The following is a 15,537-nucleotide window of genomic DNA, read 5'->3' as shown; positions in this document are numbered from 1 at the left end:
GGCGGGCGCCCCGCTGCGATCATTCGGCGGCGACGGCCAGGCTGTCGAAGGTGCGGAAGCGGTTGTCATCCTCGATGAAGGTCTTGTCACCGAACCCGCCCTCGTGCGAGCCGAACGGCATCTGCGCGCGCAGCTTCCAGCTGGACGGGATGTCGAACTCTTTCGCGACGGCCGCATCGACAACCGGGTTGTAGTGCTGAAGGCTCGCGCCGATACCGGCATCTGCCAGAACGTTCCAGACCGCCAGTTGCGCCATGCCCGCCGAATGCTCCGAGAAGCCGGGGAAGGCATCGGCGTAAAGCGGGAACTGCTCTTGCAGGCCCTTCACGGTGGCCTGGTCTTCATAGAACAGCACGGTGCCCGCACCGGCGGCGAAGGCTTTCATCTTGCCTTCCGTCGGGCCGAAAGCCTCGGCCGGGACGATGGCGCGCAGGGCTTCGGTGGTGATTTCCCAGAACCGTTCCGAGGCTTCGCCGAACAGGATCACGGCGCGCGAGCTTTGCGAGTTGAAGGACGAGGGCGAAAGCCGCACGGCCTCCTTGATCAGCGCCTCGACGGCCTCGTTCGAGAGCGGCAGCTTCTTGCCCAGCGCATATTGCGTGCGGCGTTTTTTCAGGGTTTGCAGGGTTGCGTTGGTCATCGTCTTGCCTCTTCCGAACTATGATGCGGTTGCAGCAAGTATGTGTGCCCAAAGGCTTGGCGGCACAACCGGGCAAACTGTGCGCCCATGCAGGGCTCGCGTTCACCCATGCGCCGAGGGGCGGGGCTTCAGCCCGCCCCGGTCGTTTCCAGCGCCTCCTGCGCGTCCAGCCACAGCGCCTCGGCGCGGTCCAGCGCCTCCATCACCTCGGCGTATTTCTTGTTCCAGACCGCCAGATCGCCCTTGCGGCTGTCCTCGTACAATTCGGGGTCGGCCAGCTTGGCGGCGAGCTTGTCGCGCATGTCGTTCAGCTTGCCCAGACGTTCCTCGCATTTGCGGACCTCGGCCCGCAGCAGCAGGATTTCATCACGGCTGGCGCGTTTCGGCTTTTCCGCAGGCTTCGCCGCCGGTTTCGCGGGCTCGTCCCCGGCCAGCAATTCGGCGCGGTAGCTTTCCAGATCCTTGTCGTAGGGCGTGACCGCGCCCGCCTTCACCAGCCACAGCCGGTCGGCGACAAGGCTCAGAAGGTGCATGTCGTGGCTGACGAGGATCACCGCGCCGCGATATTCGGTCAGCGCCTCGACCAGTGCCTCGCGGCTTTCGATGTCCAGGTGGTTGGTCGGTTCGTCAAGGATCAGCAGATGCGGAGCGTCAATGGTGGCCAGCAACAGAGACAGCCGCGCCTTCTGCCCGCCGGACAGCCGCCCGACCACAGTTTCCGCCTGTTCCGCCATCAGCCCGAAGCCCGCCAGACGCGCGCGCAACCGGGCCTGATGTTCCTCGGGGCGCAGCCGCTGCACATGTTGCAGGGGCGTTTCGTCGATATGCAGCTCTTCCACCTGATGCTGCGCGAAAAAGCCGATGCGCAGCTTGCCATGGCGGTGCAGTTCACCGCCCATGACCGGCAGCTTGCCCGCCAGCAGTTTCGACAGCGTGGATTTACCCTCGCCGTTGCGGCCCAGAAGCGCGATGCGGTCGTCCTGGTCGATGCGCAACGACAGGTGGCGCAGGATGGCCTTGCCGCCGTAGCCGACGCTTGCGCCTTCCATATTGATGATGGGAGGCGACAGTTCTTCCGGCTCGGGGAAGGTGAAGACCATCTTGCGCGCCTCTTCCGGCGGCGTGATGGGGGTCAGCTTTTCCAGCATCTTCACCCGGCTTTGCGCCTGCACGGCTTTCGAGGCCTTGGCCTTGAACCGATCCACGAAGCTTTGCAGATGTGCCCGCCGCGCCTCGACCTTCTTGGCCTCGGCCGCCTGAACCGCACGGCGTTCGGCGGCCTGACGGGCGAACTGGTCATAGCCGCCCTGCCAATAGGTGAGCTTCCGGTTATCGAGATGCAGGATACCCTGCACCGCCCGGTTCAGAAGCCCGCGGTCGTGGCTGATGATGATGACGGTGTGGGGGTATTTCTGAAGATAATTCTCCAGCCACAGCGCGCCCTCCAGATCCAGATAGTTGGTCGGTTCGTCCAGCAGCAGGTAATCAGGCTGCGCGAACAGCACGCCCGCCAGCGCCACCCGCATTCGCCAGCCGCCCGAGAAATCGGAGCAGGGGCGCAATTGCGCCTCGGCGTCAAAGCCAAGCCCGCGCAGGATGGCCGAGGCACGGCCCTCCGCGCTCCAGGCATCAATATCGGCCAGACGGGTCTGGATTTCCGCGATGCGATGCGGGTCGGTGGCGGTATCGGCCTCGGCCAGCAGGGCGCTGCGCTCGGTATCGGCCTGAAGCACCGTCTCCAGCAGCGAGGTGGAGGACGAAGGCACCTCTTGCGCGACGCCCCCGATACGGGCGCGGGCGGGCAGGGCAATTTCGCCGGTTTCCTGCGCCAGTTCGCCCCGGATCAGCCGGAACAGCGTGGTCTTGCCCGCGCCGTTCCGCCCTACGAGGCCAACCTTGTGGCCGGTCGGAATGGTGGCCGAAGCGCCCTCGAACAGAGGGCGGCCTTCGACAGAATAGGTGATGTCTGATATCCGAAGCATGGTGCCAAGCCCCTAACAGCTTGGGCCGGGAACGGCAATGCGCCGCTAATCCATCAAACCGGCCAGCAGATCGGCAGGCCAGCTTTTCAGCGCGACAAGCGGCTGGTCGCCATCTTCGGAAAAGACGAAGACATTCAGCGCGTCATTATGGGTGGTCAGGCGGCAGAACCGGCCCGGCCCGTCCAGATCCACGGGGCAGGCGGGCAGGTCGATATGCGGCACCGCCTGCTCGAAGGCTTCATAGGTCATCACGAAGGGATCGGCGGCCAGCGGGGTGGCCAGAAGGGCGAAAAGGGCGGTGGCGCAGAAGCGCATGGCGGAAGCTCCGTTTGCTTGCAGATATCCTTACTAAAAGAGTGTGATATCGCAATGCACCGCTTTGTCGCAGCTTCCGCCGCAGACCGGGCAGGAAGCGACGCGCATGCGTCACGGGCTTTTCAACATCGCCGTCGCATGGTAGGAGGCGCCCACAAAACCGGCGCGGGGGGCCACATCCCGCGCCTATTCACATGGAGAGCCTCATGGCCATCGAACGCACCCTGTCGATCATCAAGCCCGACGCCACCAAGCGCAACCTGACCGGCAAGATCAACGCGAAATTCGAGGAAGCGGGCCTGCGCATCGTCGCGCAGAAGCGCATCCACCTGTCCGCCGCGCAAGCCGGCCAGTTCTACGCCGAGCATTCGGAGCGTCCGTTCTACGGCGAACTGTGCGAATTCATGTCGTCCGAGCCGGTCGTCGTGCAGGTTCTGGAAGGCGAAGGCGCCATTGCGAAGAACCGCGAAGTGATGGGCGCGACCAACCCGGCCAATGCCGCAGAAGGCACCATCCGCAAGGAATTCGCCCTGTCGGTCGGTGAAAACTCGGTCCATGGTTCGGACAGCCCCGACTCGGCCAAGCGCGAAGTCGGCTTCTTCTTCTCGGGTCTTGAACTGGTTGGCTGATTGCCGCCCGGTTCGCCTATGAAGGCCGCCCTTCGGGGCGGCCTTTTCATTTGCGCGCGGGTCTTACACCGATCAGATCCAGCGCCTCGTCCAGCGCGCGGGGCAGGCCCGACAGCGCGGGCGCGGCCAGCGCCTTGGCCTTCAGCGCGTCGAAGCGGCTGCGCAGGGCCTTCTTTTCCTCGCCCTTGCAATCGTTCCACGGGCGGCCCTGCAAGCCCATGACCAGCACATAATACCCGATGAAATGTGGCGGCGTGCCGGACCGCATCAGCGCCAGATAGGCTGCGTCCGCCCCCATGGCCCGGATCTCTCCGGCTGAGCGGATGCCCGCACGGGCAAAGGCCGCCTCGGAGGCCGGGCCAAGGTTGGGGATCGAGGAGACGGGGTCAGACATTGCGGCACCGCGCACAAGGAAAAAGTTGGGGCCAACCTTACGGCTGGCCCCGGCTGTTTCAACTCGTTCTCACCGACACGCGGATGTCGAAGATCGGCGGGTTCAGATCGACGCCCAGTCCCGGATAATCGGGGTGCCGCCCTGCTGCTGCGGGGCGGAGCCGCTGCTCTGGCCCTGCTGTTGCGCGGGAACCGACGCGCCGCCTTGCTGCGGCTGGGATTGCGACGGGGTCTTTGCCATGATGATGCTCCGTATCCTTGGCACGACTATACTTGTACCAGTTCTCGGAGACTGACAGCGCTTTCTGTCGCGCGTGAGGCCGGGAAGTGGCGTTGTTTGACGGAAATACGTCCGAAACGCCGGGCAAACAAGGCAGGCCACGAAGCGGCGGGGACACAAGCCTGTGAAAAGCCTGTATCCCATGCAAAACTGTCACACATCGGCGGGAAGTCGCGATTTCCCGTCGGTTTCAGGCCTTCTGGCTGGCCGGAAAGCCGATTCCGTCCAGCGCCTGCACCAGAACCGCTACCGGCGCATCGCCTTCAATGGTTGCCGTGCGGGCCTCGGCGTCGAAGCTCAGCCCGGTCACACCGTTCAGCGGCTTCAGTGCGGCTTCGATGGAGGCGCGGCAGTGACCGCAGCTCATGTCGGGAATCGAAAGGGTGACAGCCATCGTCTGCTCCTCCATGCCGCCGGGCATGATACGCGTTGCGGAATGGCGTAACTGGATCGCCTGCGGGCGGCGGCGTCAAGGGGCGGCGGGGGGACGGCGGCGAATTGCCACGTTCCGGGGGCGGTTGAAACGGGGGTCTTGACCTTCCAGTTACTGGAGGCCCCATATCCGATGGCGAAAGGAAACCGCCATGACCGATCCAGCCGAATCCACCCTGCGCCTGCGCCCCGAGGGGATGACCTGCGCCTCCTGCGTTGCCCGTGTCGAGCGGGTGCTGAAAGCCCAGCCGGGCGTCAGTGCGGCGCGGGTGAATCTTGCCGATGAAAGTGCCGACATCCGCTTTGCCGCACCGGCAGAACCGGCCGCGCTGGCCGGGGCGCTGGCCAAGGCGGGCTATCCCGTGCGGCAGGCGACACTGACCCTGTCGGTCGAGGGAATGACCTGCGCCTCCTGCACCGGGCGGGTCGAACGGGTGCTGAAAGCGCAACCCGGCGTGATCGACGCCACTGCCAATCTGGCGGCCCGTCGGGCGCAGATCACCGTATGGGAGGGCGCGACGACGGCCGAAAAGCTGGCCGAGGTGGTTAGCCGGGCAGGCTTTGCCGCCACCCCGCCGGAGGAGGCCGCGCCCGATGCCCGTGCCCGCGAATATGCCGCGCTGAAGCGCGATGGCTGGATCGCCGGGCTGCTGACCCTGCCGGTTTTCCTGACCGAGATGGGGGGCCATGCCGTGCCCGCCTTCCATCACTGGCTGATGGGGCTGATGCCACAACAGATGCTGTGGATCGCGCAATTCGTGCTGGCGACGCTGGTTCTTGTGTTTCCGGGGCGGCGCTTCTTTGCCAAGGGCATTCCGGCGCTGCTGCGCGGCGGGCCGGACATGAACAGCCTCGTCGCGGTCGGCACCGCCGCCGCCTGGGGCTATTCCACTGTGGCGACCTTTGCGCCGCATCTGCTGCCCGCTGCGGCGCGGGCGGTCTATTTCGAGGCGGCGGCGGTGATCGTCGTGCTGATCCTGATCGGTCGTATCCTTGAGGCGCGGGCGCGCGGGCAGGCGGGGGCCGCGATTGCCGGGCTGATCGGCCTGCAGCCCAGCCATGCGCGGGTCGAGGGGCCGCAGGGTTTTGCCGATGTGCCGGTGGCGCAGGTGCGGCCCGGTGACCGGCTGATGATCCGCCCCGGCGAACGCATCCCGCTGGACGGCGAGGTCGAGGAGGGTCGATCAGCGGTGGACGAGGCCATGCTGACGGGCGAGGCGATGCCGGTGGAAAAAGCCCCTGGCGACCGGGTGACCGGCGGTACGGTCAACGGCACCGGCACGCTGGTGATGCGGGCAACCCATGTCGGCGCCGATACGGCGCTGGCGCGCATCATCGCCATGGTGGAACAGGCGCAGGGCGCGAAACTGCCGGTGCAGGCGGTGGTGGATCGTATCACGCTGTGGTTCGTGCCGGTGGTGATGGGGCTGGCGGTGCTGACCGTGATCCTGTGGCTGATCTTCGGCCCCGGTCTGGCTGAGGCGCTGGTGGCGGGGGTCTCTGTGCTCATCATTGCTTGCCCCTGCGCCATGGGTCTGGCTACGCCGGTCTCGATCATGGTTGGCACGGGCCGCGCCGCCGAACTGGGCGTGCTGTTCCGGCGGGGCGAGGCGTTGCAGACGCTTGCCGGGGTGCAGACCGTGGCTTTTGACAAGACCGGCACGCTGACCGAGGGCAAGCCGGTGCTGACCGATCTGAAACCGGCCTCGCCGCATCTGCTGCGTCTGGCGGCGGCGGTCGAGGCGCAATCGGAACATCCGCTGGCGCTTGCGGTGGTGCAGGCCGCTGCCGCGCAGGGGCTGGAGGTTCCGGCTGCGCGCGATTTCAGCGCCACCCCCGGCCATGGCGCCGAGGCGACAGTGGAAGGGCAGCGCGTGGCGCTTGGCGCGGCGCGGATGTTCCCCGATCTGCCGAACCATTGGCGGGTCGAGGGCGAGGGCTTTGCCGTTCAGGGCAAGACCCCGATCTATCTGGCGGTCGAGGGCAAGGTCCTGGGTGTGCTCGCAGTGGCCGACAAGGTGAAACCCGGCGCAAGGGGCGCCGTCGTGGCACTGGCCGATCTGGGCGTGGACAGCGCCATGGTGACGGGCGATGCGCAGCGCGTGGCGGCGGCCATCGGCTCCGAACTGGGGATCAGCCGCATCGCGGCAGAGGTTCTGCCGGGTGGCAAGGTCGCGGCGGTGGAAGATATGCGCCCCGGCGTGGCCTTCGTGGGGGATGGCATCAATGATGCCCCCGCGCTGGCGGCGGCCGATGTCGGCATCGCCATCGGCACCGGCACCGATGTCGCCATCGAGGCGGCAGAGGTGGTGCTGATCTCGGGCCAGCCCGCCGGGGTCGCGACCGCGATCACCGTCAGCCGGGCCGTCATGCGCAATATCCGCCAGAACCTTGGCTGGGCCTTCGGGTACAACGCCGCGCTGATCCCTGTGGCGGCGGGGGCGCTGGTGCCCTTTGGCGGGCCGCAGCTTTCGCCGATGCTCGCCGCCGGGGCGATGGCGCTGTCATCCGTCTTCGTGCTGACCAATGCTTTGCGCCTGCGGCGGCTGAAGGCGGTGGAGGTCAGGCCATGAACATCAAGGAAGTCGCCACCCGCGCCGGATTGCCGGTCAAGACCATCCGCTATTACGAGGAAATCGGCCTGATCGCGCCGCGCCGCCAGGCCAACGGCTATCGTGTCTTTGCCGAAACCGATCTGCACAAGCTCGCTTTCATCGGTCGTGCCCGAAGCCTTGGTTTCACCATCGATGATTGTCGCCGCCTGCTGGCGCTTTACGACGACAAGGATCGCGCCAGCGCCGATGTGAAACGGCTTGCCCGCACGCATCTGGTGGAGATCGGCACCAAAATTGCCGAACTGCGGGCCATGCAGCGCACGCTTTCCGATCTTGTTGCCGCCTGTGCGGGCGACGAGCGGCCCGATTGCCCCATCCTCGGCGGGCTTGCCGCACCCTCGGGCGGTTAGGCTCTGGCCTTCCCCTGCCACCCGTGGCAGGCTCCCCCGAAACAAGGGAAGGGGAGAGGCACAATGACCGCCGCGCCGGTATTCGATGGCCACAACGACATCCTGCTGCGCCTGCAAATGGCGCCGGGCAAACGCGAGGCCATCTGGCTTACGGGCGAGGGGCAGGGCCATCTGGACCTGCCGCGCATGCAGGCGGGCGGCTTCGCGGGCGGTCTGTTCGCCATCTATATCCCCAGCCCCTCAGCTCCCGGCGCGCCGGATTACGATGCGATGATGGACAACCCGCCCTATGAGATCGAGTTGCCCGCGATGATCCCGCTGGGCGTGGCGCAGCCGGTCGCGCTGTCGATGGCCGGCCATCTTTTGTGGATGGCGCGGTCTTCGGGCGGGGCGTTTCGTCTGTGCCGCAGCGTGGCTGAGATCGAGGCTGCGCGGGCCGACGGCGCCATCGCGGGTGTCATGCATATGGAAGGGGCCGAGGCGATTGACGAACGGCTGGACGCGCTGCACGCCTTTCACGCCATGGGGCTGCGCTCGCTCGGGCCGGTCTGGTCGCGGCCGACCATCTTTGGCCATGGCGTGCCATTCAGGTTTCCCGGCTCCCCCGATACCGGGCCGGGGCTGACGGCTGCGGGCAAACGGCTGGTGAGCGAATGCAATGCCTTGCGCATCCTGATCGACCTCAGCCACCTGAACGAGGCGGGGTTCAATGATGTGGCCGCGCTGTCCGATGCGCCGCTGGTCGCCACCCATTCCAATGCCCATGCCGTGACCCCCTCGACCCGGAACCTGACCGACCGGCAACTGGCGATGATCCGCGAAAGCCGGGGCATGGTGGGGCTGAACTTTGCCACGGTGTTCCTGCGCCCAGACGGCAAACGCGGCACCGACATGGGCTGGGCGCCGGTGATGCAGCACCTCGACCATCTGATCGACAGGCTGGGCGAGGATTGCGTGGGCTTCGGGTCGGATTTCGACGGTGCCGCCGTTCCCGACGGGATTGGCGATGCCGCAGGCCTGCCGCGCCTCCTGGAGGCGATGGCGGCGCATGGTTATGATGCCGCGCTGATCGAAAAGCTGCGCTGGGGCAACTGGATGCGCGTCCTGCGCGAAACCTGGGGCGGCTGAGCGGGTCAGGCCACTTTCAGCAGCCGTTCCAGCGCGTCATTGCCTTCGGTCATGTCCGACAGGCGCAGCCGGTCCAGCGAGCCATAGAAGGCGTCCGCTGCCTCGGCCAGCGCACATTTCAGGCGGCAACATCCGGCAAGCGGACATGTATTGTTGCCACGCGCGAAACATTCGGTCAGCGGCAATTCGCCCTCGAAGGCGCGGAACACCTCGCCCAGCCCGATCTGCTCAGGGGGCCGCGCCAGCGTCAGCCCGCCGGAGCGGCCCCGGACCGTGCGCAGAAATCCCTTCTGGGCCATCAGGTGTATCACCTGCGCCAGATGGTTCTCGGATGCATTGCAGGCGGCGGCGATTTCGGCCTTGCGGACGATGCGCCCCGGATTGACCGCGCAGAACATCAGGGTGCGCATGGCCAGATTGGTGCGGATGGTGAGTCTCATGTGGCGCTTTCGGCTTCTTGGGTGACCGGCGCATTATGCCCGGCGCGGCGCGGCAGAAAATGATCTGGATCAGATAACGCAATTCCCCGGCGCGAAACCGCGCACGAATCGTTGCAATCGCTCCAAATCGGTTTGATTCTTCTATCCGTTTGGAAAAACGCTCAAAATTTTGAGTGATTTCTGAAAATGATTGCGCTAACAGAGGTCAGGATTTCAGCAGACCGCGCCGGAGCAGCGTTCCGGTGTGGAACCACCGGGCGGGCAATTCTCCGCCGTCTTGCCGCCGCCGGTGGTTCCCGCTCTGATGGGGCGGGCATTCGACAGATTGGAACATGACGTGACAGAGCTGACGCCAACGCATCTCAGGGCCGACATCCTGCGCCACCTGACCTTCACGCTGGGCAAGGACGCGGATCATGCCAGCCTTTACGACTGGCGCATGGCGCTGAGCTTTGCCATTCGCGACCGGATCGTGGAGCCGTGGTTCGCCTCGACCCGCAAGACATGGGAGACGGGGCACAAGCGTGTCTATTACCTGTCGATGGAATTTCTGATCGGGCGTCTGCTGGAGGATGCGACGATCAACCTCGGCCTGCGCGACATTGCGGAAAGCGCCATGGCCGAACTGGGGCAGGATTTCCGCGCGATTGTCGAGGATGAACCCGATGCCGCGCTGGGGAATGGCGGTCTGGGGCGGCTGGCGGCCTGTTTCATGGAAAGCATGGCGACGGTGGGCTGCCCGGCCTATGGCTATGGCATCCGCTATGAACACGGGCTGTTCCGGCAAAGGTTCGAAAGCGGGCGTCAGGTTGAAACGCCCGAGGACTGGCTGAGCCAACGCCATCCCTGGGAATTCGAACGCCCGGAATCCGCCTATACCATCGGTTTCAAGGGCGAGATCATCACCCGCGACGGCCGCGAGGTCTGGCAGCCCGGCGAAACCGTACTGGCCGAAGCCTATGACACGCCGGTCATCGGCTGGGAAGGCAAATGGGCCAATACGCTGCGGCTGTGGGGGGCGAAGCCCACGACGCAGTTCGATCTGGAGCGATTCAACCGCGGCGATTACGCCGCCGCCGCCGAACCCGAGGCGCTGGCCCGCACGCTGAGCCGGGTGCTTTATCCTGACGATACCACTTATCAGGGCAAGGAATTGCGGCTGAAGCAGGAGTTCTTCCTGACCTCCGCCGCGCTGCAAGACATCCTGCGCCGGCATCTGGCAGGGGGCTATGCCGTGGCTGACCTGCCGCGCCATGTGGCGATCCAGATGAACGACACCCATCCTGCCATCGCGGGGCCGGAGCTTATGCGGCTCCTGATGGATGAGCACGGGATGGAGTTCGACCCGGCGATGGAGGTGGCGCGCGCCTGTCTCGGCTATACCAATCACACGCTGCTGCCCGAGGCGCTGGAACGCTGGGCGACCTATACTTTCGGGAATGTCCTGCCGCGCCATATGCAGATCGTCGAGCGCATTGACAGCTGGCACCGCCGCACCTTCCACCCGCCGCATTATGTGGGCATCGTCAAGCACCATGAGGTGCGGATGGGCGAACTGGCCTTCATCATGGCGCATAAGGTGAACGGTGTTTCCGCGCTGCATTCCGATCTTGTGAAGCAGAACCTGTTCCCCGAACTGGAAAAGCTGCACCCGCGTATAATCAACGAAACCAATGGCGTAACTCCGCGCCGCTGGCTGAAGATGTGCAACCGCCCGCTGGCGGGCCTGATCACCGACACGATCGGCGCAGGCTGGGAGGCCGATCTGGACCGGCTGAAGGAGTTGGAGCCGCATGTTGCCGATGCGGGGTTCCTCACGGCCTTCGGCGCGGCGAAGCGGCAGAACAAGCAGGCTTTGGCGGGCTGGATGCAGGCGCATTGCGGCGTCAGCGTCTCGGCCGATGCGCTGTTCGACGTGCAGGTGAAGCGCATCCATGAATACAAGCGCCAGCTTCTGAACATCCTCGAAACCATCGCGCGCTGGCACGACATCCGGCAGAACCCGGAAAAGGACTGGGTGCCGCGCGTCAAGATCTTCGGCGGCAAGGCCGCGCCGGGCTATGTGGTGGCGAAGGAAATCATCCACCTGATCAATGATGTGGCGGCGGTGGTGAACGCCGATCCGCTGGTCGGGGACCGGCTGAAGGTGGTCTATCCGCCGAATTACAACGTCAGCCTTGCCGAACGCCTGATCCCCGCTGCCGATCTGTCGGAACAGATCTCGACCGCCGGGAAAGAGGCTTCGGGCACTGGCAACATGAAGTTCATGATGAATGGCGCGCCGACCATCGGCACGCTTGACGGCGCCAATGTGGAAATCCTTCAAGAGGTGGGGGCCGATAATTTCTTCCTGTTCGGCCTGACGGCGGAGGAGGTGGTGAAACGCCGCGCCAACCCCGATCATGCCCGCGATGCCATCCTCGCCAGCCAGTCCTTGCAGGATGTGTTGCAGATGATCGCGGAAGGGCGGTTCTCGGAAGGCGATCCTTCGCGTTATCATCAACTGGTGCACCGGGTCTGGCACCACGATTATTTCCTCGTGGCGGCGGATTTCGACGCCTACCGCGCCGCGCAGGCCGAGGTGGATGCCGCCTATGCCGACCGGATGCGCTGGCTGCGCATGGCCGCGCTGAACACCGCGCGGTCGGGGTTCTTTTCCTCGGACCGCACGATCCGGGGCTATATGGCGGATGTCTGGTCCGTCGAACCGGCCCTTTGAGGGCGGAAACGGGAGGAAGCGATGGCCAAGGCTCGGGGAGGAGACGGCTGGATCGCGGCGACCGAGGCGACCGCACTGGTCGAGGGGCGGCATGGCGATCCCTTCGCCGTGCTGGGCCCGCACCACGAAGGCAAGCGCCTTGTGCTGCGTGTATTCCAGCCGGGGGCGGAGCGGGTCTGGGCGCTGACGCCTGATCCGCTGGAATTGCAGGCGCTGGGGCAGGGGCTGTTCGCGGGGGAAGTGCCTTCCGCCGACTACCGGCTGCGCGCGGAAGGTGGCGGCGCGAGCTGGGACTGGGACGACCCGTTCCGCTTTGGCCCTGTGCTGGGCGAGATGGACGAATATCTGCTGGGCGAGGGCACCCACATGCGGCTCTGGCAGGTGCTGGGCGCGCATGTGATCCACCATGAGGGCGCGGAGGGTACGAATTTCGCGGTCTGGGCGCCCAATGCCGAGCGAGTTTCGGTGGTGGGGAACTTCAACCTTTGGGATGGCCGCCGCCACCCGATGCGCCGCCGCGGCGCGACCGGCGTGTGGGAGACTTTCATCCCCGGTCTGGGCGAAGGCACCGTCTACAAATATGAAATCCGCGGTCCGGACGGGCAGGTTCTGCCGCTGAAAGCCGATCCGGTGGGGTTTGGCAGCGAACACGCGCCGCAGAATGCTTCGGTCGTGCGGCGGATTGACGGGGCGGACTGGGGCGATGCGGGCTGGATGAACCACCGCAAGGGCCGCCATTCCATTGACGCGCCGATTTCGGTCTACGAGGTGCATCTGGGAAGCTGGCGCCGCGCGCCGGGCAACCGGATGCTCAGCTATACCGAGCTTGCCGAACAACTGGTCGATTATGCCGCCGACATGGGGTTCACCCATCTGGAGCTTCTGCCGGTGTCGGAATATCCTTTCGACGGCTCATGGGGCTATCAGCCGGTCGGGCTGTTTGCACCGACCATTCGTCACGGCACGCCCGCCGAGTTCCGCGCGCTGGTAGATGCGGCGCACCGCAAGGGGCTGGGCATTATCCTTGACTGGGTGCCGGGGCATTTCCCGACCGATCCGCATGGGCTTGGCCGGTTCGATGGCACGCCACTTTACGAACATGCCGACCCGCGCGAGGGCTTCCATCAGGACTGGAACACGCTGATCTACAATTACGGCCGGACCGAGGTGCAGAACTTCCTCGTGTCCAACGCCTTGTATTGGCTGGAGGAATACCACATCGACGGGCTGCGCGTGGATGCCGTGGCTTCCATGCTGTACCGCGATTATTCACGGGGTGAAGGGCAATGGGTGCCCAACAAGGATGGCGGGCGCGAGAATTACGAGGCCATCGCCATGCTGCGCCGGATGAACACGGTGGCTTACGGCGAATGCCCCGGCATCGTGACGGTGGCCGAAGAAAGCACCGCCTTTCCGGGCGTGTCGCGCCCGGCGGACTGGGGCGGGCTGGGTTTCGGCTTCAAGTGGAACATGGGCTGGATGAACGATACGCTGGCCTATATCGGCCGCGATCCGGTCTATCGCAAGTTCCACCATCACCAGATGACCTTCGGCCTGCATTATGCGTGGTCGGAAAACTATATCCTGCCAATCAGCCATGACGAGGTGGTGCATGGCAAGGGCAGCATGCTGGCGCGGATGCCGGGTGATGGTGAACAGAAGTTCGCAAACCTGCGCGCCTATTACGGCTTCATGTGGGGGCACCCCGGCAAGAAGCTGCTGTTCATGGGCTGCGAATTCGCGCAGGCGCGGGAATGGAACTACAGCCAGAGCCTTGACTGGCATCTGCTGGATGACCCGGGCGAGGGGCCGCAGCATCGGGGCATGCAGCGCCTGATCCGCGATCTGAACACGCTGTATCGTGCGACACCGGCGCTGCATGTGAACGACTGCCGCCCCGAAGGGTTCCAGTGGCTTGAGGCCAATGATGCCGAGGGATCGACCTATGCCTGGCTGCGCAAGGGCGCGCCGGGCGAGGCGCAGGTGGCTGTGGCGGTGAACATGACGCCGGTGGAGCGGCGCCTGCGCATCGGGCTGCCCGCAGGTGGTGCCTGGACCGAGGCGCTGAACACCGATGCCGAAATCTATGGTGGCGGCAATCTTGGCAACATGGGCGGCGTGACCGCCGAAGCCGTGCCGCATCACGGGCAGGCGCATTCCGCCGAAATCACGCTTCCGCCGCTGTCGGCAGTCTTTTTGCGGCAAGACATTCATTAGTGCGGGCGAGGAGGCCCGGAGGAGGACACCATGAAGGCAAGACCGAACCAGAGACTTTCCTCGCAGGCCATGGCCTTCGTGCTGGCAGGCGGACGCGGCTCGCGCCTGAAGGAGCTGACCGACCGGCGCGCCAAGCCTGCGGTCTATTTCGGCGGCAAGACCAGGATCATCGACTTCGCGCTGTCGAATGCGCTGAACTCGGGTGTGCGCAAGATGGCAATTGCCACGCAATACAAGGCGCACAGCCTGATCCGCCACATGCAGCGCGGCTGGAACTTCTTTCGCGCCGAACGCAACGAATATCTGGACATCCTGCCCGCCAGCCAGCGCGTCGATGAAAGCAAATGGTATCTGGGCACCGCCGACGCGGTGGCGCAGAACATCGACATCGTGGACAGCTACGGGGTGAAATACGTCATCATCTTGGCGGGTGATCATATCTACAAGATGGATTACGAAATCATGCTGGTGCAGCATGTGGCGACCGGCGCCGATGTGACCATCGGCTGCCTCACCGTGCCGAAGGCCGAGGCGACGGCCTTTGGCGTGATGCATGTGGACGGCGACGGGCGCATTACCGATTTTCTGGAAAAGCCGAAGAACCCGCCGACCATTCCGGGTGATCCGGCGCATAGCCTTGCCTCGATGGGGATTTACGTCTTCAACTGGGACTTCCTGCGCGACCTGCTGCTGCGCGATGCCGAAGACCCGAACTCCAGCCACGATTTCGGCAATGACCTGATCCCCGACATCGTGAAGAACGGCAAGGCCATGGCCCATCGCTTCAGCGAAAGCTGCGTGACGACGGGGCTGGAGGATGAACCCTACTGGCGCGATGTCGGCACTATCGACGCCTTCTGGCAGGCCAATATCGACCTGACCGATTTTGTGCCGAAGCTGGACCTGTACGACAATTCCTGGCCGATCTGGACCTATGCCGAGCTGGTGCCCCCTGCGAAGTTCATCCATGACGAGGATGGCGGGCGGCGCGGCTATGCAGTGTCCTCGCTCGTCTCGGGCGATTGCATCGTCTCGGGGTCGGAGGTGCGCAATTCCCTGTTGTTCACCGGCTGCCGCACCCATAGCTGGGCCTCGCTTGACCATGTGGTCGCGCTGCCGCAGGTGGATGTGGGGCGCCGCGCGGAGCTGAGCCATTGCGTCATCGACCGCGGCGTGAAAATCCCCGAGGGTCTGGTGATCGGAAAAGACCCGGAGGAAGATGCAAAATGGTTCCGGCGCAGCGAGGGCGGTGTGGTGCTGATCACGCAGGACATGATCGACCGCTGGTCGCGGGCGAAGCTGTAGGGGCAACACGCCAAATGGGGGGCGTGACCTGACTTCAAAGACCCGGGGGCTTTACCCGTCGCCGATCGGTCTTGAACCGATGGCGCACGATC

14 protein-coding genes are annotated in these 15,537 nt (G+C 65.1%); 7 read left to right on the top strand and 7 right to left on the bottom strand.

Annotated features, from left to right (window positions below; translation table 11 throughout):
- Positions 1 to 19: 19 nt before the first annotated feature.
- The 3 genes from C8N34_RS00580 to C8N34_RS00570 all read right to left on the bottom strand — a co-directional run bounded on the left by C8N34_RS00580 (position 20) and on the right by C8N34_RS00570 (position 2,937).
- On the bottom strand, positions 20 to 640 hold the full coding sequence (locus C8N34_RS00580) for a nitroreductase family protein (protein ID WP_054303499.1): 621 nt from the start codon (positions 638 to 640) through the stop codon (positions 20 to 22).
- A gap of 128 nt (positions 641 to 768) precedes the next feature.
- Positions 769 to 2,622 (bottom strand): ABC-F family ATP-binding cassette domain-containing protein, encoded by a 1,854-nt coding sequence (locus C8N34_RS00575; RefSeq protein ID WP_108126848.1) that lies wholly within the window; start codon positions 2,620 to 2,622, stop codon positions 769 to 771.
- A 45-nt stretch (positions 2,623 to 2,667) separates the two neighbouring features.
- Complete coding sequence (locus C8N34_RS00570) at positions 2,668 to 2,937, bottom strand: hypothetical protein (RefSeq protein WP_108126846.1); 270 nt, start codon at positions 2,935 to 2,937, stop codon at positions 2,668 to 2,670.
- A 206-nt stretch (positions 2,938 to 3,143) separates the two neighbouring features.
- Between C8N34_RS00570 and ndk the strand changes: the two genes are divergently transcribed.
- The gene (gene ndk, locus C8N34_RS00565; RefSeq protein ID WP_054303502.1) at positions 3,144 to 3,566 is read left to right on the top strand and encodes a nucleoside-diphosphate kinase; all 423 of its coding nucleotides are present in this window, start codon (positions 3,144 to 3,146) and stop codon (positions 3,564 to 3,566) included.
- A 46-nt stretch (positions 3,567 to 3,612) separates the two neighbouring features.
- Here ndk and C8N34_RS00560 read toward each other — a convergent pair whose 3' ends face one another.
- The 3 genes from C8N34_RS00560 to C8N34_RS00555 form a co-directional block, all read right to left on the bottom strand.
- Complete coding sequence (locus C8N34_RS00560) at positions 3,613 to 3,960, bottom strand: TfoX/Sxy family protein (protein WP_108126844.1); 348 nt, start codon at positions 3,958 to 3,960, stop codon at positions 3,613 to 3,615.
- 102 nt (positions 3,961 to 4,062) lie between these two features.
- A complete protein-coding gene (locus C8N34_RS26120) occupies positions 4,063 to 4,200 on the bottom strand; it encodes a hypothetical protein (RefSeq protein ID WP_158640436.1) in 138 nt (45 codons plus the stop codon).
- Between the two features lie 229 nt (positions 4,201 to 4,429).
- Positions 4,430 to 4,633, bottom strand: a complete 204-nt coding sequence (locus C8N34_RS00555) for a heavy-metal-associated domain-containing protein (protein WP_054303504.1) — start codon at positions 4,631 to 4,633, stop codon at positions 4,430 to 4,432.
- Between the two features lie 190 nt (positions 4,634 to 4,823).
- On the opposite strand from C8N34_RS00555, the gene C8N34_RS00550 reads away from it, so the two are divergent.
- The 3 genes from C8N34_RS00550 to C8N34_RS00540 all read left to right on the top strand — a co-directional run bounded on the left by C8N34_RS00550 (position 4,824) and on the right by C8N34_RS00540 (position 8,764).
- Complete coding sequence (locus tag C8N34_RS00550) at positions 4,824 to 7,244, top strand: heavy metal translocating P-type ATPase (RefSeq protein WP_108126842.1); 2,421 nt, start codon at positions 4,824 to 4,826, stop codon at positions 7,242 to 7,244.
- Positions 7,241 to 7,636, top strand: a complete 396-nt coding sequence (locus tag C8N34_RS00545) for a Cu(I)-responsive transcriptional regulator (protein WP_054303506.1) — start codon at positions 7,241 to 7,243, stop codon at positions 7,634 to 7,636. Before C8N34_RS00550 ends, C8N34_RS00545 begins: the two co-directional genes overlap by 4 nt.
- 63 nt (positions 7,637 to 7,699) lie before the next feature.
- Positions 7,700 to 8,764 (top strand): dipeptidase, encoded by a 1,065-nt coding sequence (locus C8N34_RS00540; protein ID WP_108126840.1) that lies wholly within the window; start codon positions 7,700 to 7,702, stop codon positions 8,762 to 8,764.
- Between the two features lie 5 nt (positions 8,765 to 8,769).
- Here the strand turns inward: C8N34_RS00540 and C8N34_RS00535 are convergent, their stop codons facing one another.
- Positions 8,770 to 9,204 (bottom strand): RrF2 family transcriptional regulator, encoded by a 435-nt coding sequence (locus tag C8N34_RS00535; RefSeq protein ID WP_054303508.1) that lies wholly within the window; start codon positions 9,202 to 9,204, stop codon positions 8,770 to 8,772.
- A 304-nt stretch (positions 9,205 to 9,508) separates the two neighbouring features.
- Between C8N34_RS00535 and C8N34_RS00530 the strand changes: the two genes are divergently transcribed.
- From C8N34_RS00530 to glgC, 3 genes are read left to right on the top strand one after another with little or no spacing between them, the layout of a single operon-like run.
- Entirely contained in the window at positions 9,509 to 11,923 is a 2,415-nt protein-coding gene (locus C8N34_RS00530; RefSeq protein ID WP_108127395.1) for a glycogen/starch/alpha-glucan phosphorylase, read from the top strand.
- A gap of 21 nt (positions 11,924 to 11,944) precedes the next feature.
- A complete protein-coding gene (gene glgB / locus C8N34_RS00525; RefSeq protein ID WP_108126838.1) occupies positions 11,945 to 14,140 on the top strand; it encodes a 1,4-alpha-glucan branching protein GlgB in 2,196 nt (731 codons plus the stop codon).
- A gap of 30 nt (positions 14,141 to 14,170) precedes the next feature.
- On the top strand, positions 14,171 to 15,445 hold the full coding sequence (gene glgC, locus C8N34_RS00520) for a glucose-1-phosphate adenylyltransferase (protein ID WP_108126836.1): 1,275 nt from the start codon (positions 14,171 to 14,173) through the stop codon (positions 15,443 to 15,445).
- Positions 15,446 to 15,537 lie beyond the last annotated feature (92 nt).

It is taken from the genome of Gemmobacter caeni, assembly GCF_003054195.1.
Lineage (GTDB): Bacteria > Pseudomonadota > Alphaproteobacteria > Rhodobacterales > Rhodobacteraceae > Gemmobacter > Gemmobacter caeni.
This window is presented reverse-complemented; position numbering and strand designations above follow the sequence as displayed.